General features: G+C 57.7%; 16 protein-coding genes and 1 pseudogene. 5 read left to right on the forward strand and 12 right to left on the reverse strand.

What is annotated here, in order from left to right; translation table 11 throughout:
* Positions 1–133: 133 nt before the first annotated feature.
* The 3 genes from dmpG to AB3X94_RS22470 are packed head-to-tail and all read right to left on the reverse strand — an operon-like array spanning position 134 to position 3,018.
* Positions 134–1,198 carry a 4-hydroxy-2-oxovalerate aldolase gene (gene dmpG / locus AB3X94_RS22460; RefSeq protein ID WP_176111642.1) on the reverse strand — a complete coding sequence of 355 codons (1,065 nt, stop codon included), beginning with the start codon at positions 1,196–1,198 and terminating at the stop codon, positions 134–136.
* 13 nt (positions 1,199–1,211) lie between these two features.
* Positions 1,212–2,153 carry an acetaldehyde dehydrogenase (acetylating) gene (locus AB3X94_RS22465; protein ID WP_368612759.1) on the reverse strand — a complete coding sequence of 314 codons (942 nt, stop codon included), beginning with the start codon at positions 2,151–2,153 and terminating at the stop codon, positions 1,212–1,214.
* A gap of 52 nt (positions 2,154–2,205) precedes the next feature.
* Positions 2,206–3,018, reverse strand: a complete 813-nt coding sequence (locus AB3X94_RS22470) for a 2-keto-4-pentenoate hydratase (RefSeq protein WP_368612760.1) — start codon at positions 3,016–3,018, stop codon at positions 2,206–2,208.
* Between the two features lie 66 nt (positions 3,019–3,084).
* On the opposite strand from AB3X94_RS22470, the pseudogene AB3X94_RS22475 reads away from it, so the two are divergent.
* Positions 3,085–3,204: pseudogene (locus tag AB3X94_RS22475) on the forward strand (IS6 family transposase); the annotation flags it as partial.
* A gap of 140 nt (positions 3,205–3,344) precedes the next feature.
* Here AB3X94_RS22475 and AB3X94_RS22480 read toward each other — a convergent pair.
* From AB3X94_RS22480 to AB3X94_RS22520, 9 genes are all read right to left on the reverse strand, one after another.
* A complete protein-coding gene (locus AB3X94_RS22480; protein ID WP_368612761.1) occupies positions 3,345–4,694 on the reverse strand; it encodes a spinster family MFS transporter in 1,350 nt (449 codons plus the stop codon).
* Positions 4,695–4,764: 70 nt separating this feature from the next.
* Positions 4,765–5,757, reverse strand: a complete 993-nt coding sequence (locus AB3X94_RS22485; protein WP_368612762.1) for a protocatechuate 3,4-dioxygenase — start codon at positions 5,755–5,757, stop codon at positions 4,765–4,767.
* An 80-nt stretch (positions 5,758–5,837) separates the two neighbouring features.
* Entirely contained in the window at positions 5,838–6,836 is a 999-nt protein-coding gene (locus AB3X94_RS22490; protein WP_368612763.1) for an amidohydrolase family protein, read from the reverse strand.
* Between the two features lie 33 nt (positions 6,837–6,869).
* Complete coding sequence (locus tag AB3X94_RS22495) at positions 6,870–8,078, reverse strand: Rieske 2Fe-2S domain-containing protein (RefSeq protein ID WP_368612764.1); 1,209 nt, start codon at positions 8,076–8,078, stop codon at positions 6,870–6,872.
* Positions 8,079–8,110: 32 nt separating this feature from the next.
* Positions 8,111–8,506 (reverse strand): RidA family protein, encoded by a 396-nt coding sequence (locus tag AB3X94_RS22500; RefSeq protein WP_176111635.1) that lies wholly within the window; start codon positions 8,504–8,506, stop codon positions 8,111–8,113.
* A gap of 252 nt (positions 8,507–8,758) precedes the next feature.
* Positions 8,759–8,956, reverse strand: coding sequence for a hypothetical protein (locus AB3X94_RS22505; protein WP_176111634.1), 198 nt, complete (start codon positions 8,954–8,956; stop codon positions 8,759–8,761).
* A gap of 73 nt (positions 8,957–9,029) precedes the next feature.
* Positions 9,030–10,895 carry an AMP-binding protein gene (locus AB3X94_RS22510; protein WP_176112004.1) on the reverse strand — a complete coding sequence of 622 codons (1,866 nt, stop codon included), beginning with the start codon at positions 10,893–10,895 and terminating at the stop codon, positions 9,030–9,032.
* A gap of 90 nt (positions 10,896–10,985) precedes the next feature.
* Positions 10,986–12,203: a Rieske 2Fe-2S domain-containing protein gene (locus AB3X94_RS22515; RefSeq protein WP_368612765.1), complete on the reverse strand. Its 1,218-nt coding sequence runs from the start codon at positions 12,201–12,203 to the stop codon at positions 10,986–10,988.
* A gap of 16 nt (positions 12,204–12,219) precedes the next feature.
* Positions 12,220–13,008, reverse strand: a complete 789-nt coding sequence (locus AB3X94_RS22520; RefSeq protein WP_368612766.1) for a crotonase/enoyl-CoA hydratase family protein — start codon at positions 13,006–13,008, stop codon at positions 12,220–12,222.
* 167 nt (positions 13,009–13,175) lie between these two features.
* On the opposite strand from AB3X94_RS22520, the gene AB3X94_RS22525 reads away from it, so the two are divergent.
* The 4 genes from AB3X94_RS22525 (at position 13,176) to AB3X94_RS22540 (ending at position 18,892) form a co-directional block, all read left to right on the forward strand.
* Positions 13,176–14,345 carry a thiolase domain-containing protein gene (locus tag AB3X94_RS22525; protein WP_176380447.1) on the forward strand — a complete coding sequence of 390 codons (1,170 nt, stop codon included), beginning with the start codon at positions 13,176–13,178 and terminating at the stop codon, positions 14,343–14,345.
* A gap of 4 nt (positions 14,346–14,349) precedes the next feature.
* Positions 14,350–16,023 (forward strand): 3-hydroxyacyl-CoA dehydrogenase NAD-binding domain-containing protein, encoded by a 1,674-nt coding sequence (locus AB3X94_RS22530; protein WP_368612767.1) that lies wholly within the window; start codon positions 14,350–14,352, stop codon positions 16,021–16,023.
* A 3-nt stretch (positions 16,024–16,026) separates the two neighbouring features.
* On the forward strand, positions 16,027–17,847 hold the full coding sequence (locus AB3X94_RS22535) for an acyl-CoA dehydrogenase family protein (protein WP_368612768.1): 1,821 nt from the start codon (positions 16,027–16,029) through the stop codon (positions 17,845–17,847).
* A gap of 70 nt (positions 17,848–17,917) precedes the next feature.
* Positions 17,918–18,892, forward strand: coding sequence for a PDR/VanB family oxidoreductase (locus tag AB3X94_RS22540; RefSeq protein WP_246392336.1), 975 nt, complete (start codon positions 17,918–17,920; stop codon positions 18,890–18,892).
* The last annotated feature ends 178 nt before the right edge of the window (positions 18,893–19,070 follow it).

Genomic DNA, 19,070 nt, shown 5'->3' on the forward strand with positions numbered 1-19,070 from the left:
AGCCCTGACAGATCGAAATCTGTCAGGGTTTTTTGTTTTTTGTTGTTTTGTATCGACACAACGTCGACAGCGTTCGCGCAACTTAACCTGTTTGTTGGTCTCCCGAGACGGCTGGTGTCGGCGTCGGTGTACTTCAGTTTGTTTCGGGTCGTGAACGTGTCCTCTGCGTGCCTGATGGTTTTGCTGCGCTCTGCTGCTTGAGCAGATCGAGCGCGACGTCGACGATCATGTCTTCCTGCCCGCCGACCATGCGGCGTTTGCCCAGTTCGACCAGGATGTCGACAGTGCGCAGGTCGTATTTCTTCGCGGCGACTTCCGAGTGACGCAGGAAGCTCGAATACACTCCGGCATAGCCGAGCGCGAGCGTCTCGCGGTCCACGCGCACCGGGCGGTCCTGCAGCGGCCGCACGATATCGTCGGCCGCATCCATCAGCGTGTATAGATCGGTGCCATGGTTCCAGCTCATGCGCTCTGCCGCGGCGATGAACACTTCCAGCGGCGCATTGCCGGCGCCGGCGCCCATCCCTGCCAGCGATGCATCGATACGGTCGCAGCCCTCCTCGACCGCGACAATCGAGTTCGCCACGCCCAGGCTAAGGTTGTGGTGCGCATGAATACCGGTGCTGGTTTCCGGCTTCAGCACCGCCTTCAGCGCGCGGAAACGGCTGCGCACATCGTTCATGCTCAGCGCGCCGCCCGAATCCACCACGTAGATCGTGGTCGCGCCGTAGCTTTCCATCTTCTTCGCTTCCTGCGCCAGATTCTCCGGCGAGGTCATATGGCTCATCATCAGGAAGCCCACGGTATCCATGCCGAGTTCGCGCGCATACTCGATATGCTGCTTCGAGATGTCGGCCTCGGTACAGTGCGTGGCCACGCGCACGATGCGCGCACCGGCGTTGTATGCCGCCTTCAGGTCACGGATGGTGCCGATACCCGGCAGAAGCAGCGTGGCGATCCGCGAGTGCGTCACGACGTCGGCCACCGCCTCGATCCATTCGAGGTCGCTGTGCGCGCCGAAGCCGTAGTTGAAGCTCGAGCCCTGCAGGCCGTCGCCGTGCGCGACTTCGATCGAATCGACCCGGGCTTTGTCCAGCGCGCGGGCGATGTCCTGCACGTTCTGGATCGAGTACTGGTGGCGGATCGCATGGCTGCCGTCGCGCAGCGTCACGTCGGAGATATAGAGTTTCTTGCTCATGGTAAATAGTCCCTTATGCCGCCGCTACCGAAGCCGCAATGCGCTCCGCCGTTGCCAGCGCCGCCGAGGTCATGATGTCGAGGTTGCCGGCATAGGCTGGCAGGTAGTGCGCCGCGCCTTCCACTTCGAGAAAGATCGAGGTCTTGAGACCGCTGAATTTGCCGAGGCCCGGGATAGTGAGCGGCGCGCTCTCGGGGATCACGTCGAACTGCACCTTCTGCTTGAGGCGGTAGCCAGGCACATAGGCATTGACGGCTTTGGCCATCTGCTCGACCGAGGCTTCGACTTCGGCCTGACTGATCGCTTCGGACAGCACATACACCGTGTCGCGCATCATCAGCGGCGGCTCGGCCGGGTTCAGGATGATGATGGCCTTGCCCTTGGTGGCACCGCCGACCACTTCGATGGCCTTCGAGGTCGTTTCGGTAAATTCGTCGATATTGGCGCGCGTACCCGGGCCGGCCGACTTGCTGCTGATCGAGGCGACGATCTCGGCGTAGTGCACCTTGGCCACGCGCGATACGGCCGCCACCATCGGGATCGTGGCCTGGCCGCCGCAGGTCACCATGTTGACGTTCGGCGCTGCCAGGTGCGCTTCGAGGTTCACCACCGGCACGCAATACGGGCCGACGGCCGCCGGCGTCAAGTCGATCACGCGGATGCCGGGCTTGTGCTGGCGCAGGAAGGCGTCGTTTTTCACGTGCGCTCCTGCCGAGGTGGCGTCGAACAGCACGTCGATGTCCTTGAACATCGGCAGGTTCACCAGACCCCGCACGCCCTCGTACGTGGTCGCCACGTTCAGACGCGCGGCGCGTGCGAGGCCGTCCGAGTTCTGGTCGATGCCGACCATCGCGCCCATTTCCAGATGCTTGCCGTGCCGCATGATCTTGATCATGAGATCGGTGCCGATATTGCCGGACCCGATGATCGCGGCCTTGAGTCTTGCCGAAGCCATGTGTTTTCCAGAATCCTGAAGAATTGGTTGACGAGACCTGAGCAATGACCTGTTATGCGAAGGTCGTGCGCACGCTGCCGAGGCCTTCGATCTGCGCCGTATAGGTACCGGGCTGCGTGACCGCGACCATCGGTCCCAGCGCGCCCGTCAGCACCACATCGCCGGCGCGCAGCGGCGTACCGAGCCGAACCATGCGGTCGGCCAGCCAGATCGCGGCATTGAGCGGATTGCCAAGGCAGGCCGCGCCGCTTCCCTGCGACAGCACTTCGCCGTCGCGTTCGAGCGTCATGGCGGCCTTGAACAGATCGAGATCCGCGAGCGGTACCGGGCGGCTGCCGACCACGAAGGCCGCGCTCGAGGCGTTATCGGCCACGGTATCGACGAACCGGATATCCCAGCCACGGATGCGGCTGTCCACCACTTCGATCGCGGCCAGCGCGTAATCGGTGGCGTTGATCAGGTCTGCATAGGTGTGCTTGTCGCACGTCAGGTCCCGCCTGAGCACGAGTGCGATCTCGGCTTCGACCTTCGGCTGGATCAGACCGGCCAGTTGAATCGGCTGCTGGTCGCCGTAGGCCATGCTGGCAAACAGCGCGCCGAAATCGGGCTGGTCCACGCCGAGCTGTTTCTGCACCGGCAGCGAGGTCAGGCCGATCTTGCGGCCGACGATGCGCTCGCCTGCTTCCACGCGTGCATCGACGTTGGCCTGCTGTACCGCGTAGGCGGTCGCCATGTCGTCCAGCGGTATGCCGCCCAGCGGATTGCCGCCCAGTGCGACCTCGCGGCGCACCGGATCGATCGCTTCGCGGTTACGTTCCGCTTCGCGCAGACGCGCGGCGATGGCCTGAATGTTCTCCTTCGTCATCCTTTGTTCTCCTCTCGCTCCGGCTAATCGGTTAGCGTGTCGGACTGAACAAATAGAGAGCCGACCATGAGCAAGCCGAAAAGCCCGGAGGAATTGTTCGCAGGTCGTCACTTCGACCCCGATGTGATCATCGTGTGTGTCCGCTGGTACTTGCGTTACAAGCTCGGTCTGCTGGATCTTGTGGAAAACACGAAAAACGACCCGGGCGCGCATGCGACCGGGTCGTCAAATCCCGCCCTTCGCGTTAGTCAGTACGGTACAGTAGAAAGAACATTAACTGAACGGCATTGGCGCCGAAGCGGGGGTTCTTGTTACCCGGATTCAAATCACTTCGAGCGCCCGATACTCCTCGCCGCGGCAAAGAACGACCACGTTGCGATCGCGACCATGATGATCGGGGCAATCATTGCATACCGCAGACCTTGTGTACCCGCCACGTGGCACGATGCTGCCACTGCGTCAGCGATCGGAGCCTTGCAGGCCGCCGCATAATCACCGCTACCGGTAAAGATGTTCGATGCGAACCTGTCGCTCATCCAGCCCACCCATGCCGGTCCCAGACCTTGGCCGACAAGGTTCATCAGCAGGAACACGAGTGCCGAAGCCGTGGCGCGCATACGCGGTTCGAGTCGGCTGTGAATCACCGAAAACGAAGGACCGTTCCACACGTTCAGCGAAGTCGCCATCAAGAACATTGCGACGGTGGAGACCGCGAAGTTCATCGACGTAAATGAAATGATCGTGAACGGAATACCCAAAAGCGATCCGACCGCCGGAATCCAGCCGTACCAACGACGGTCACGTTTCGCCATCCAGTCCGAACCATAGCCACCGATCAAGCCGCCGACGAATGCGCCAACGCCATTGACGATCGCAAGCGTCAATCCCGCCTGTTGCATATTCAGGCCAAACGTGCGACCCATATAGATCGATTGGAACATGAACGTTCCGTAAATCGAAATCGAGGTCGTCACGATACCGAGAGACATTTGCCAGAACGGCTTTTCACGCACGAACGCGGCAAGGACTTCCTTGAGCGCCGGAACATGCCTGGACTCGATGGAGTCGAAGTTGCCACGCTTCGGTTCACGCAGCGTGAAATAAGCAATCAGGCCCAGGATGATACCCGGGAAACCGAATGCGTAGAACGCCATGCGCCAACCATAAAGGTGGGCAATCGTACCACCGCCGAATGCGCCAATGAAAACGCCAACTGCCGGTCCCAGTGCGTAGATACCGTAAACGGTTGCACGCTTGGACGGTGGAAACTGATCCGAAAGCAGCGAGTGCGAAGTCGGGGTCGAGCCCGCTTCACCGATACCGACGCCAAGACGGTAGACCATCATCGAAGCGAAGCTACCTGCGGTACCGCAAAGCATCGTCATCAGCGACCAGGCAACAATCGAAACCGAGATCATCAACTTGCGGTTATAACGTTCAGCCAGTCGCCCAATTGGAATACCGAGCGTCGCGTAGAAAATCGAGAACGCGAGACCGCTGAGCAAACCAAGCTGGAAATCGGAAAGCCCCATTTCACGTTTGAGCACCGGACCGACGATTGCGACCAGAATGCGATCCGTCATACTGGATGCATAGATTAGAACGAGCAAAAACAACAACCATCGCTCGTAACCTCGACTCCGGGTCGAAATCCGGGTTGCTTCTGCGGTGGACATCTTCAGTCTCCTGTTACGCTCAGAATCTGAGCATTTATATCGATTAATTCATTCTTTTATTTGCTGCCCTTTACGCCCAGGTAACAAACCCTGCGCCGACGCCGGTACCTGCGGGAGTTCGCCTAAGCGGGAAATACTCGGCACTCTGCACATTCAGGTGCTCGAGCGCGCCCGCCACCGTTACCCAGTTCAGAATTTCCGAGGAACCGGAATTGAGTGCACCTCGCGGGATGCTCTGGAGAAAATCGGCGTCCTTGTTCTCGAAGGCCGCAATGATCTGACGGTCGAGCGGTTCATCGACCACGAAGTGGCTCAGACCGCCGCTCGCGATGACCATTACGCGCTGGTCACCCGGGATCGCTTCGACCACACGACGAATTGCACGGCCCACGTTGTAGCAACGACGCGAGGATGGGACGTTCGGACTGAAATAGGTATTCAACAGCACCGGTACGATCGGAATCGGGAGACCGGCAAACAGACGTTTGACCACGAAGCCATAGGCATGACCAAAACCCTTGTCCAGTGGGTCCTCCACGTGGTCCGAAGCCGCGACATCCACCTCTTCATCGATCAGTCCTTTGATCAACGTGAGCGCCATCTGGGGATCACAAGGCAATCCGTGGACCTGATCGAGCATATAGCCTTTGCGCACCGTACGTAGCCAATCAGGCGTCGTCGGCTCCTGGAGCTTGTCGATCGTGTATGCGGTCTGTCCGTGGTAGATCGCGAACGCCGGTTGGTTGGCGCTGTTGAAAAGTTCTGCCTGATCGTCGCCGACGATGATCGCGACATCGGGCTTGACTTGAGCAACGAATGCCGCGAGCTTGTCTAGCGCGTCATTGCATTGCTGCTCCTTTTTGGCCAGCGTCGGAACATCCACTTCGTTCTCGTAGCGCGGACCTACTTCAGTCAGCAACTGCGAATACGTCATCAACCGTCCATCGGACGTGTTGAGCTCCGGGTTTTCATAATCGACATTTGCCCGATGAATCCATTGTGCAGCACCGAGCGTCAGAAGGGGCGTATGAGAAGTCGCGACGCCAGCAACGATTTTGGCCATGATGTTTAATCAATTCCGAATTTGCTTACGACAAAGCGCGGGACAGATGTCCCGCGCTGCGTTTCTCTGCCGATCGATTACTATTCGCCGGTACGAAAACGCGAGTACAGCTTCATGCAGTTGCAGCGGAAGATGTTGTTCTTGTCCTCTTGCGAGAGCATGGCCATCGATTCGATAACCGGCTTCAGATCGTCGAGGTCCAGACCCGTTTCCGGGTCGACGGCGCTGCCGGTGCCTGGCTTTTCAGTGGCGAACAGTACCCGATCCGCACCCACCTTTTTGATCAGGAGTTCGAGCGAATCCTTGTCGTAATTGGTGGTGTCGTAGTGGAGTTGACGCAGCTTTTGCTCGAACGGCATCACACCGCGACGGATGTTCCAGGCACGGAAGCGGCCGATCTGGTACGGAATTGCGCCGCCGGCGTGCGGGACGATCAGCTTCAGGTTCGGGAAACGATCGAACACGTCCGATTCCATCAGCGACAGAATGGCGATACTTTCTTCGTTGATAAATTTCAGGGTGTACGACTCGCGCGGCTGACAACTGCCGGCTGAGTGGATCAGCGCAGGAATATCGAGTTCGCACAGCTTTTCATACAGCGGGAACCAAAACGAATCCCCCAGTCCTGGGGGCGGCGTGTCATCGCCTTCGGTCGGATCCGGATTCAGCAGACAACCGATAAAACCCTGCTCCTTTACGCGGAATTCGAGTTCTGCGAGGCAGTTGACCGGGCTTTCATTACGGTACTGCGGCAAACCTGCTACCTTGCGAAAACGCGTGGGCCACATTTCGGCGGTCCGGTGAACCAGATCGTTCATGTGCTTCGTCCATAGCGCCGTCACCTTCGCGGGCTTGATCGAATGCATCTGCATGTACGGACGCGGCGACAGGAACTGAATGTCCGTACCGACACGATCCATGATCTCGATGATCGTCTGACCGGCTTTGCGCACCGCGTCATCGCTCAACCTGGGCACACCGACGTGCGGATTAGCGCGGTGAGACGCGAGTTCGGCCATGAATTTATAGCTTTCGCCTGGAATCACGACGTGAGCATGCGAATCGATGATAAGTGACATTTTGGATATGACTCGTAGGGAAAAGATTTCAAATTACAAGGTTGTTTGCCATTGCTGGTCGTTCTCGTAGACGCCGCCCAGCGGCATGACCGACCTATAGTCGATCTTTTCGTGCTGTGCGAGTTTCGGCACTGAACCTGCCGAAAATTCGGTTAACGAATTCATCAGGCAGCGACGGACCTGCATCACCGCACCATCACCGGCACCGAGATATTCTTTGGTGCGATCCTGGAGCCTACCCATACTGAGAAGGATTGCGAAATCTTCGGTACCAAGCGTTTGCGGGAAGCCAGAAAAGTGACCGTTCTTCATCGCTTCGCGATCCTGGCCCCAGAGATCGTCGGCCGAACGCGACGAAACCGGAGGCCAGTTGTCGCGATCGGCGGGAAAGATGTAATCTTCGTGCGGAACTGGCTTGTCCAGGATGAACGTCATGTGCCAATACCACGTGTTCTCGTCATCAATAGGCACAGAGAAGAACATCTGCGAGCGCGTGGTGTCACCGGCCTTACGCGGTGAAATCATGCCGTACCATGGCATGACGAACGAATTGGTGCGCACATATGACCTGCCATCTCCGAGTGCGCGTACAGCCGCGTAACGGAAGCCGTATTCCTTCTGCCTGATTTTGTAGACTGGAGCCTGGTTGACCGAGGCATTGGTCATTTCGTATTCGAGCCACGACTGGTGGAGAACACCGACGTGCGCCGAGTCCATCGTGGTCTCGACCGCTTGCAGCCAGTTGCATTCGAGGCGCTGACGATGCACCACCACCTGATCGGCGGGCAAGCCCACGAACGGCAAATCAGCGAATTTCGGGGGTTCGCCCTGTCCGAGATATACCCACGCGATGCCACCCGCTTCCTGAGTCGGATAGTGCCTGAGCGGCACGTGTTTGCAATACTCAGCTTCATTATTTGGCTGCGTCGGCACCGCGACAGTCACGCCTTCGGAATTGAATTTCCAGCCGTGGAAGATACAACGCAGCGCGTTGTCTTCGTTGCGGGCGAGTGCCAGCGAAGCACCACGGTGCGGGCAAGCTTCGTCAAAGAAGCCGACCTTGCCATTATCACCACGGAAAGCTACGAAATTCTGACCGAAGAGTCGCACACGCTCAGGTCTTCCGCTAGCGACGAGCGACGCCGAACGCAGCGCCGGAATCCACCAGTTCTGGCGAATCATTTGACCCATCGGAGCGTCGCCCGAGACCCTGGTCAACAATTCGTTCTCGTCTTTAGTCATAGCACACCTCCTTGGAACTGAATTCTGAATACCTAATCACCGAGCACTGCGATCACTTCGAGCTGGATCTGCATGCCGCCCGGCAGATCCACGATCTGGGCGTGACGCGCCGGACGATCTTCAGGATCAGGAAACATTTCAAGCCAAGGTGGGTTGACGATCGGACGAAGCGATCCGTCTTTGAGAAATACCGTGACACGCACAATATCGTTGACGGTACCGCCACCTGCTTCGACGAGCGTCCGCATATTCTGGAACGCGAATTTAGCCTGCGATTGCGCATCTTCAGGCAGCGTATCCGTCTGCGGATCTTTACCCGCGATGCCTGACGAAAAGATGAAGTTACCCTTTCTGGCACCCATCGGAATGGGCGTCTGCCCATGAGTCACGCCCGGAACTTCAATCGATCGCTTTCCTTCGTATTTCATCACCGTGCCTGATAATAAGGTTTCGCCCGAGTCTCGGTTACAGAGCCGATTCCACTTATCTTGATGCGACGTTGCGGAAGCGTCGGGTAATCCGAGACAAACAAGTAACCTTATGAATACTATCAGTCGAAATTCAATCGATGAGTAGGGGTGTTCACCTACGCAGCGCATCGAGTAATAAGAAAGCCAGACTTATCGTGAGATAAGTCTGGCTTCGTTACTGCTTCAACCTAGATCAGTTACGACGCGCGATCAGAACAGCGTGCGAATGCCGGTGTTCACGCCGACCGTCGTGACAGACGGAGCAAACAGCGTGGTCGCACCGTCGCTTATGTTCAGGCCGAGATTGTTGATGCCCTTGTTGTTGACGAATGCAACCTGGGCGTATCGAGCGAGGCTACGCGGATCGAGTTCGAACAGCACGTCGAGTAGTGTGCGAAATGCAGACACCGGGGAGAAAACGCTGGCGAGGTCTATCGATAAAGGCCTCTTGTATGATCAACCAAGAGGCCTTTACCGATGCTTAAGCCTCTATCACTATCAGATTCGGGGCCTCGACAACATCGTAAAGCGCTTGGACTTCAGTTGCCCTCGATTCCAGGACCTTCCGCTGATTGATGTAACCCTTATCGTTAGTCTCCCCCCGATCCATGGACGCCGGCTCCTCCAGCAGCCACAGGCGCTTCATCTTCATGCTGGACCCGGGGTTGCGCTCATTATGCGCCTGGAGTGCGGAACGGAGCGCGCGCCTGATATCCGGATTCTTTACCAGATCGGAAAACCCGAGGCCACTCTGTTTCAGATACATATTGCAGGCTTCGATGTTCAGCCACGCGAGTGCCCCTACATAGGGACGATCGGCGCCCGTGATCACCATGTCGCGCACGAGAGGGGCACACGCGCTGACACAATCAGCTTTGAGACACGAAACGCGAACGAAAATACCGGACATAAGTTTGAATTCTTCTGCCACCCGACCCGCAAATACCATCCCTTCTTCGGGATGCTCTGGATCGACAAATGTCGCCGCGTCGCCCATGATAAAAAAGCCTTCATCATCGAATGCCTGCGCCGTCAGCTCCGGGTTTTTCAAATAGCCGGGTGTCACGGCTTCACTACGGACCCGGATTTCATAGCGGGTCCCATCCTCGAGCGGTACGAGCTTGATTTCGACGCCCGGATGGGGAAGTCCGATCATACCCGTGCGATCGGTTGCCCAATGCACGTACGTCACAGCGGCTGAGGTCTCGGTCGAACCGTAAGCCGAAACGAACGGAATCTTGCGGCCCGAGTACTTGATGGCTTCGCGTTGCATAGCCTCATACGTCGCGTCCGGCAGACGGGAGCCCGAATACGTCATACGCTGCATATTGCTGAACATTGCGGATCCAAGTTCCGGGTCCTTTTGCAATGCATCGACAAGCATCGCATATGCGACAGGAACGCCACTGAAACGTGACGGCGAGACCTCGCGCAGATTGCGCAACGTCTTCGCGAATTCGGCCGGTGTCGGCCGGCCATCATCGAGGTACATCGTGCCGCATTCCTCAAGCACGCAGTTGAAGATCGAGTGACCGCCGGCAACGTGCGACCATGGAAGCCATTCGAGCAGCACCGTTTCCGGCATTGCGCCCGGCTCCCACGCGAACATCTGTTCCGTCATCATCAGCGAGACCGTGAGCATACGCTGCGTCACAATCACGGCCTTCGGAGTCCCGGTCGATCCTGACGTGAATTGATACTTGGCAATCGTATCCGGCTTGATCGAATCAATCGAAATGCGTACCTGATCCGTTGCTTCGGTCGCGATCACCTGATCCCAGGTCACGACATTAGGTGCATCGATCGGATCTTCGACGCAGATTACGAGTGCTTGATCATCGATTGCCTTGACGGCCCGCTCATAACGCTTGCCGCTCTGGACGAAAATCACAGCCGGTTCGAGAAGTGCGGCCATCGCCTTCAGCTTCTCGTGATCGCCACTCAGCAAGGAATATGCAGTCGTGATCGGCGAATATGACATATGCGCTTGCATCGCCGCGATTTCGATAACGCCATGCTCCGGCGAATTCTCGCTTAGTACCATCACGGTCTGACCGTGCTTGTTCAGATCGAGCAAAAATTGAGTCGCGGCCTGAATCTGCGATCGCCCTTGACCGTAGGTCAGTGCTTGCCATTCGTTATCAGGTCCGCGTCGTTGAACCAGCCACGGATGATCAGGACGACGATCGGCGCTCCGATGCAACAGGAACGGGACATGCGGCACCGCTGATTTGAGTTCAATACTGCTCCTGAGAATCAATGTCCCGTCTTTGCGCTGCTCGAGGTTAATGTCACGAGGCAAAAACGGGACATGGCGAAACGGGGCGTCTTTCAGATCAGTCGTCATAGCCAAAAAGGTGAGTCTTGAACAGCACATGACAAAAGTACCCGGCAATTTTCATCACCGAGCTTTATGTACGTAAATTTCGAATCTATTTCAGAGCAGCGCACGCCATCCGGCTTCGTCTTCGAACGTACCCGACGCCGGGGCTGCGCTCTTGTAGTCGATCTCTGCGTGACGTGCGAGCTTCGGGGTATCGCCGTTCATGAACTCCTTGAGGGAATTCATGAGGCAACGACGAACCGCCAGGACAGCACCGTCACCGGCACCCAGATATTCCTTCGTCCGGTCGGAAATCGGTCCCATGCTCATGATGACCGCGAAATCCTCGGTTCCCAGCATCTGCGTGAAGCCCGTAAAGTGACCGTTCTTCATGGCCTCACGATCTTGACCCCAGTTGTCCTCAGCCGGTCCCAGAGGCAGCGGGGGCCACGAATCGGCGTCGTCGAATACGAGCGTCGGATTCAAGACCAGCTTACCGTCCGTGCGATACGTGAGCTGGTAGTACCAGATATTTTCGTCATCGATCGGCACGGAGAAAAACATCGAACCGCCCCTGATCCCCGAATTATTCCCAGAGATAACGCCATACCACGGCATGACGAAAGAGTTGACGCGCACATACGAACGGTTTTCTTTCAACGCGCGGACCGCCGCGTAGCGAAAGCCAAACGGTTTCTGCGCGATGTGATAAACCGGAGCCATATTCGCGGATGAAAGCTCAATATCACCGAACCCCTTGAGCCACTCCTGGTGCAGGACACCCAGGTGCGCGGAATCCATGGTCGTCTCGACGCCCTGTAGCCAGTTGGCATTCACTTTTTGACGGAAGACCACGAAGTTTTCGCGCGGGAGCCCGACGCACGGCAATTCGGGGAACGCCGGGGCCTGGTCTCCCTGACCGAGCCATGCCCAGACCATGCCGCCTTCTTCGCGCACCGGGTAGTGCCTGAGCGGCACGTGCTTGCAATACTCGGCTTCGTTGTTGGGTTGAGTCGGCACCGCAACGGTCACGCCTTCGGCGTTGAATTTCCAACCGTGGAAAATGCAGCGCAAGCCATTTTCCTCATTGCGGCCAAGTGCCAGCGACGCGCCCCGATGCGGGCACGCCTCGTCAAAAAAACCGATCTTGCCGTCAGTGTCGCGAAACGCGACATAGTTTTCACCAAACAGGCGAATACGTACGGGCTTGCCGTCCGCTTCGAGTTTGTCGGATAGCGCCACCGGCATCCACCAATGCTGGCGCAACATTTTTCCCATCGGAGCGTCGCCGCATACGCGGGTCAACAAATCATTGTCCGCTTTAGAAGGCATGATGTCTCCTTGTGAATCAATCTTGGGTTTGATTGCGACGTTCGTTGAAGAAATCGGTGATGCGCTTGTCGGCACCGGTGTTGGCGGCTCGTGTCATCGTCGTCACCATCGTTTCGGCAAACAGGCCCTCGCCAAGCGGCATTTCCGAAATGCGGGTGATACCGTTGATAATCGCGTAATTCGTGGCCGCTGCATTGGCCACGATTCTGGACGCGAGTTCGCGCGCCTTGGCAAGACCTGCGCCATCTTCCGTCACATAGTGCGCGACACCCATGCGCTCGGCCGCCAAAGCGTCGAACGTGCTACCCGTGAGCATCATTTCGGTGACGCGGGATGCGCCGATCAAACGAGGAATGCGAACCGATCCGCCGCCACCGAGGAAAATGCCGCGTTGCCCTTCGGGCAACTGGAAGAATGTCGATTTTTCTGCGACGCGCACATGCGTGGCAGCCGCGAGTTCGAAGCCTCCGCCGATCACGCCGCCCTTGAGCACACTGATAACCGGAATTTCACCGAACTGCATCAGGTCGAACGTTCGATACCATCGACGCGAACGGCGCTGGCTCACAATCACGTCGGAACTTCGATTCGCCATCAGTTCGAAGAGGTCGAGGCCGGCACAGAAATGCTCACCTTCGCCGTGAAGGATCACAGCGCGTGCGCCTTCGAGACCGGATACGAAGATCATATTCAGTTCATCGAGCAATGCATCGTTGATCGCATTGCGCTTCGTCGCGCGGTTGAGCTTCACGAGCGCGACATCGCCTTCGCGTTCGACCTGTATCAGGGTTTCAGTGTTTGACATAGAGTGAGACCGCGTTAGTCGTGGATGGATCAATCATAAGCCTATATTACCTATAGATAGCCGTGAATTCGGTACAAACCCTTGCTATCATGGAGTCCGGCTTTGATGGAGAATCGTACTATATAAAGTAACCTTACTAATAATGACCGGATCCAAGGAGCCTCCCCATGGGTAGTAAAGGTGGTGCGTACATTGCTGGTATCTATGAGCATCCCGTGCGTCGTGCTGACGGGATCTCGACGGCACAGCTTCATGCGCAGGTTGCGCTAGGCGCGCTCAAGGATGCGGGCCTGACTCTCGATGATGTCGATGGTTATTTCTGTGGTGCGGACGCTCCGGGTCTTGGAGGTCTCACCATGGCTGAATACATTGGTCTGCGTAATCTGCGGCACATCGATACCACCGAGAGCGGGGGTTCAGCGTATCTTTTACACGTGGCGCACGCGGTTGAAGCGATCCGCGCCGGTCACTGCAATGTCGCCCTTGTGACAATGGCAGATCGCCCACTCTCGTCGGGCACGGGTACTGCGCTTGCGGGTGTCGATCGCTCGACGATGCCAAATCTGGCTTTCCAGTCGGCGGTGCCTCCTCCCCCGATGTACGGCTATGCGATGGTTGCGCGTCGCCATATGCACGAATTCGGTACCACGAGCAAGCAACTGGCGTGGGTCAGGGTCGCGGCTTCCCATCACGCGCAGCACAATCCAAACGCGGTGCACCGTGAAGTTGTGACCGTGGATGATGTACTCAGCTCACCGATGGTTGCCGATCCGCTGCACCGTCTCGATTGTTGCGTTGTCACCGACGGGGGCGGCGCGCTCGTGATCGTGAATCCCGCAATTGCGGCCCAGCTGAAGCGTCCGAAAGTTGCGGTTGTTGGAACTGGCGCCGCCGTCAAGCATCCTGACGCCGGGAGAATCGATCTACTGACTTCGGCGGGCGCTCGATCGGGGGCCAACGCATTTGCCGAGGCCGGGATCACACCCCGGGATATCGGATATGCATCGCTCTACGACAGCTTCACGATCACGGTGCTGATCCAGCTCGAAGACCTCGGTTTCTGCGCCAAGGGAGACGGTGGCAAGTTCGTAATGGACGGCAATCTCATTTCGGGCGTCGGCAAGCTCCCGTTCAATACCGATGGCGGGGGCCTGTGCAACAACCATCCGGGCAATAAAGGTGGCATGACCAAGATTCTCGAGGCGGTGCGCCAGTCTCGGGGTCAAGCGCATCCTGCGGTCCAGGTCAAAAACCGCGATTTCGTACTCGCACATGGCACGGGCGGCAATCTGGCGAGCGCACACGCCGCGGGCACCCTCATTCTGAAAGCGGAGTAATCATATGGCGCAAAAGCGGAATTTGCCTCCGGCACCTGTTCTGTTTCCGGGCGACGAGCCCTTTTGGGAGGCAATGCGTTCGGGTCAGCTACTGGCGAAACACTGTCAAGACTGCGATACGTTGCATTATTATCCGCGTTCGCACTGCCCATTCTGCGGCAGTGAAAAAACCGAATGGCACTCATTGTCTGGGCGCGGCACCATCTATTCCTATTCAATCGTTGAACGCAGCCCCAAGCCTCTGGCACCGGCAATCATCGAACTGGAAGAAGGATTGCTCATCAATTCGGTGGTCACCGACGCGGATGTTCGAAGCCTCAATATTGGCGATGAGGTCATTCTGCATTCGATGCCGACTCAGGATGGACCACCCGCCCCGGCTTTCACGACCGTACGTGCGAACGCCGCACGCGAATATACGAAAGCCGCGTATACCGCGCTCGAGTGTCGGATTTCGGATCAGCCGCGGCTGTTCGAGCGGGGCGCGGTCATCGGTAGTGGCAATATGGGGATCGGCATCGCGACTGCCCTTCTCAATGCCGGACTATCGGTCCGACTGATTGATCAGTCGGACGACTCGCTCGAGAACGCGGTCACCCGTATCACGGAATCACTGAACCGTGACGTGGAGCGGGGAAGGCTGACCGAAAACGAGCGCGATGCGCGACTCGCGGTGTTGACGGCGGATCGAGATCTATCGGCAATTGCGAGCGCTGATGTCGTAATCGAAGCCGTGTTCGAAGACATGGAGGTCAAGCAGAAACTATTTGCCGAAATCGATCAATATGCATCGCCTTCGGCGCTTCTGGCGACCAATACCTCGACCCTCGACATCGACCGGATTGCCGCGGCGACGACGCGTCCGCAATCGGTAATTGGCCTGCATTTCTTCAATCCGGCCAACCTGATGAAGCTCGTCGAGGTCGTCCACACAGACACGACATCGGCGGTCACGCTCGATGCCGCGCTCCAGTTTTCGGCTCAAATCAAAAAGACGGCCGTCCCGGTCGGCGTATGTGACGGCTTTGTTGGCAACCGTCTGATGATCGCGCGCGAACGTCAGGCATCGCGTCTGCTGCTCGAGGGTGCGCTCCCCGAACAGGTAGATCGTGTGCTGCGCGAGGTCGGCCTTCCGATGGGTACGTTTGAACTCCAGGACATGACGGGCGGCATTGAACTCATGTACCGATCGCGCCAGCGTCGCGGTCAGAAAGACTGGCTACTGGATGAACTGTATAACCGGGGGCGCACGGGCTTGCGCGCCGGCCGTGGCTTCTATCGCTACGAACCGGGCAAGAAGCGGCCGCTAATCGATCCGGAGGTCACGACTTTGATCGAGGAAGCATCGTGCGTCGAAGGAATCGAACGACGCGCGATTTCCGATCAGGAAGTGCACGATCGCCTGATTCTCCCAATGATCAATGAGGGCGCGAAACTTCTCGAAGAGGGCATCGTTGATCGCGCGTCCGACATCGATCTGATCTGGCAACTGGGTTACGGTTGGCCCGACTGGAAGGGCGGACCGATGTACTACGCGGACCAGATCGGCCTGCCCGAACTGGTGCGCCGACTCGCCGCACTCGAAAAGCACGGTGACGTATTCAAACCTGCTGATCTGTTGGTTGAACTCGCGGGAGCCGATGCGGCTCGTATTTCCGATATTAAAATTTCTGATTAAACGATGGCGAACTATCGAGCCCCGGCCAAGGACTGGCTTTTCATTCTTCATGATTTCCTAAAGATCGAAGACCGGACCGATCTTCCTGGTTTTACGGATCTCACACCCGATTTCACGTCCGCCGTTATCGAGGCAGCCGCCACTTTTCACGAAGAAGTGCTGCACCCGCTTGATCAGAAGGCGGATGAGGCAGGCGCGCATTTTCACGGCGGCCAGGTTTCGACTCCGGCCGGATTCAAGGCCGCATGGGATGCGTACCGCGAAGCGGGTTGGCATTCATTGAGCCTCGCAGCCGAACTCGGTGGAGGTGGCTTGCCGCCCGTTATGTCGGTGCCGATTTCGGAAATGCGTGCCGCAACCGGTCATTCATTTTCGATGTACGGCAGTTTCTGCTCACCTGCGGCGTATATGCTGGGCACACTTGCTCCGGACTGGATCAAGACGCACGTGGTGCCCAAACTCGCGAGCGGCGAATGGACGGCGACCATGAGCATGACGGAGCCACAAGCCGGTACGGATCTGCGTCAGATCACGACACGCGCTGTGCCTCAGGAAGACGGAACGTGGCGCATTACCGGCAACAAGATTTTCATCTCCGGCGGCGACCATGATCTGACGGACAACATTGTCCACATTGTGCTCGCGAAAGCCGTGGACGAAGAGGGGCGTGTTCCTCAGAGCCTGAGCGCGGTGAACGTGTTTCTCGTATCGAAGCAGAACATCGATCCGCAGACGGGCGCACTAGGTGATCGCAATGGGTTGCACGTGCGTTCAATCGAGCACAAGATGGGTATCGAAGCGAGTGCCACCTGTGCGCTGGATTTCGAAAACGCCGTTGGCTACCGCATAGAGAGCACCGAAGGTCAGGGAACGACGGCCAACATGGCGCCAATGTTCCACCTGATGAATTACGCTCGTGTCGGTACCGCCGTATCGGGTATCGGCCATGCGGAGATCGCGCGCCAGAATGCGGTGGAATATGCTCGCGAACGTCGTTCAGGACGCGCGGCCAGCAGCTCTCGTGACACGAAAACGGTTGCCGATCCGCTTATCGCACATCCGGATGTTCGACGCTTACTGCTCGAATCATCGGCATTTGCCGAGGGCGCACGTGCGGGTGCAATGAAGGCCGCCGTACTGCAATCCGAAGCCCGATATTTGAGCGACAGGGCAGCACGTCAGAAAGCGGCTGATATTCTTGATCTGCTCACTCCGGTGATGAAAGCGTTTTTCACCGACCGGGGTTTCGAGACCACTGTCGCATGCCAGCAGGTTTTCGGCGGTCACGGTTACGTCAAAGACTATGGAATCGAGCGATTGGTCCGTAATTCGCGAATCACGCAGATTTACGAAGGCGCGAATGGTATCCACGCGTCCGATCTGGCGAGCCGAAAAATCATGGCCCACGACAGACGTATGTGGAACCATTTTGCGACCGCGATTTCCGAATTTATTGCCCGGCATTCCCAAGATAAAAGGCTCGATGATTATTTGCAGCCACTCGAGTACGCGTTGCAACGCCTGGAAATATCGTTGGAACGCCTGACACACATGAGCGCCCGTAATATGGGGGCGCTCGAGGCAGGGGCATACGATCTGATGACCGCTGTCGGGGTGCTCTATCTCGGATGGATGTGGGCGGAAATTGCGGCCATCGTAACAGACGGTCGAACGACGCGCTTCGTTGACGACCGGACGCGGATTCGCAAACTCGCACTGGCCGAAGTTTGGATGCAGCGTCAAATGCCGCTCATCGATAGTCTGTGTCGACGAATCGAGAGCGGAAATGCTGGGCTGCTAAACCTTCCGGACAATCTGATTTAAGTAGCGGACGATGCAACGCCGCCGCCCCTGCCCCCGATCTTCTGAAAACTATCGCTTTTACAGGTGTAACTTGAGTGACGATTCTTTTATCGATGTGCGAATCAAGTCCATGACTTGGGAGTCGAAAAATACTATCAGTCTGGTGCTCGAGCGCGTGGATGGCTCCGATTTGCCGAAAGCCGAGGCCGGGTCACACATTGATATCAGGCTGGGCTCACGGCTGTCCCGCTCTTATTCCATTGTCAGCGCACAAGGAACGCCCCGGGTCTACGAAATCGCGATCGCAAGGGACGCGAACAGCAGGGGCGCGTCGCAATACGTCCATGATGCGATGCGTGTCGGCGACCTAACGAAGATCAGCACGCCTCGCAATCTGTTTCCGGTCGATCCGGGTGCCCGTGTCAGCATTCTCTTCGCTGGCGGCATCGGCATCACCCCGATCTGGTCGATCGTTCGCCAGCTAGAGGCGCTGGGCCGCGAATGGCATCTCCATTACTCGGCGCGCGACCGACAACACGCGGCCTACCTCAAGGAGATCGAGCGGTTTGTGCAGGGCTCAACTGGGGGACGGCTCTACACCTATTTTGATGAGATCCCCGGCGGCACGCGCGTGAACATGGCGACGGTGATCGCCGAATCACCGGCTGACGCCCACGTCTACTGCTGCGGTCCCACCGGTATGCTCGACGCGTTCGAGGCCGCGGCGTCATCAAAGCCTGGATCGCAAGTTCATCTTGAACGGTTCTCGGCTGCGGAGCCTCCATCCACTGGCGGGGTTTCCGAATTCGATGTCGTGCTCGCGAAGTCGGGGGCAACTTATCGGATACCTGAGGATCGGTCGATTCTCGACGTGCTGCTCGACCATAACGTGGACGTTCAATACGGCTGCATGCAAGGTACCTGCGGAATGTGTGAGGTCAAGGTCATTGACGGCACACCGAGCCACGCGGACAAACTCCTGTCGGCCGAAGAGAAGGCCGAGCGTCAATGTATGCTCGTCTGTTGCTCGCGCAGTGCGAGCCCGACGCTCACACTCGATCTCTGATCATCAAGAAGCCTGAGCAATGTTATGCCCGCCGAAGTAAAGCCCAGCAAGTTACTCTGGCAAGTGCTCTGATCTAATGCACTTGGGGCGTATCAGCCGGAAGGGTCTGCTGGCAGGTTGGTCGTCCGGCTTTTGAAGCATGACGACGTCCGTTTGGCGGGGCTCACGGCCCTAACCT

This window comes from Paraburkholderia sp. BR10923, assembly GCF_040948765.1.
In the GTDB taxonomy this organism is placed as follows: Bacteria; Pseudomonadota; Gammaproteobacteria; order Burkholderiales; family Burkholderiaceae; genus Paraburkholderia; species Paraburkholderia youngii.

Coding starts and splice junctions, on each gene's coding strand:
- dmpG (WP_176111642.1), bottom strand. CDS start 1,198: ATGAGCAAGAAACTCTATATCTCCGACGTGACGCTGCGCGACGGCAGC.
- AB3X94_RS22465 (WP_368612759.1), bottom strand. CDS start 2,153: ATGGCTTCGGCAAGACTCAAGGCCGCGATCATCGGGTCCGGCAATATC.
- AB3X94_RS22470 (WP_368612760.1), bottom strand. CDS start 3,018: ATGACGAAGGAGAACATTCAGGCCATCGCCGCGCGTCTGCGCGAAGCG.
- AB3X94_RS22480 (WP_368612761.1), bottom strand. CDS start 4,694: ATGTCCACCGCAGAAGCAACCCGGATTTCGACCCGGAGTCGAGGTTAC.
- AB3X94_RS22485 (WP_368612762.1), bottom strand. CDS start 5,757: ATGGCCAAAATCGTTGCTGGCGTCGCGACTTCTCATACGCCCCTTCTG.
- AB3X94_RS22490 (WP_368612763.1), bottom strand. CDS start 6,836: ATGTCACTTATCATCGATTCGCATGCTCACGTCGTGATTCCAGGCGAA.
- AB3X94_RS22495 (WP_368612764.1), bottom strand. CDS start 8,078: ATGACTAAAGACGAGAACGAATTGTTGACCAGGGTCTCGGGCGACGCT.
- AB3X94_RS22500 (WP_176111635.1), bottom strand. CDS start 8,506: ATGAAATACGAAGGAAAGCGATCGATTGAAGTTCCGGGCGTGACTCAT.
- AB3X94_RS22510 (WP_176112004.1), bottom strand. CDS start 10,895: ATGACGACTGATCTGAAAGACGCCCCGTTTCGCCATGTCCCGTTTTTG.
- AB3X94_RS22515 (WP_368612765.1), bottom strand. CDS start 12,203: ATGCCTTCTAAAGCGGACAATGATTTGTTGACCCGCGTATGCGGCGAC.
- AB3X94_RS22520 (WP_368612766.1), bottom strand. CDS start 13,008: ATGTCAAACACTGAAACCCTGATACAGGTCGAACGCGAAGGCGATGTC.
- AB3X94_RS22525 (WP_176380447.1), top strand. CDS start 13,176: ATGGGTAGTAAAGGTGGTGCGTACATTGCTGGTATCTATGAGCATCCC.
- AB3X94_RS22530 (WP_368612767.1), top strand. CDS start 14,350: ATGGCGCAAAAGCGGAATTTGCCTCCGGCACCTGTTCTGTTTCCGGGC.
- AB3X94_RS22535 (WP_368612768.1), top strand. CDS start 16,027: ATGGCGAACTATCGAGCCCCGGCCAAGGACTGGCTTTTCATTCTTCAT.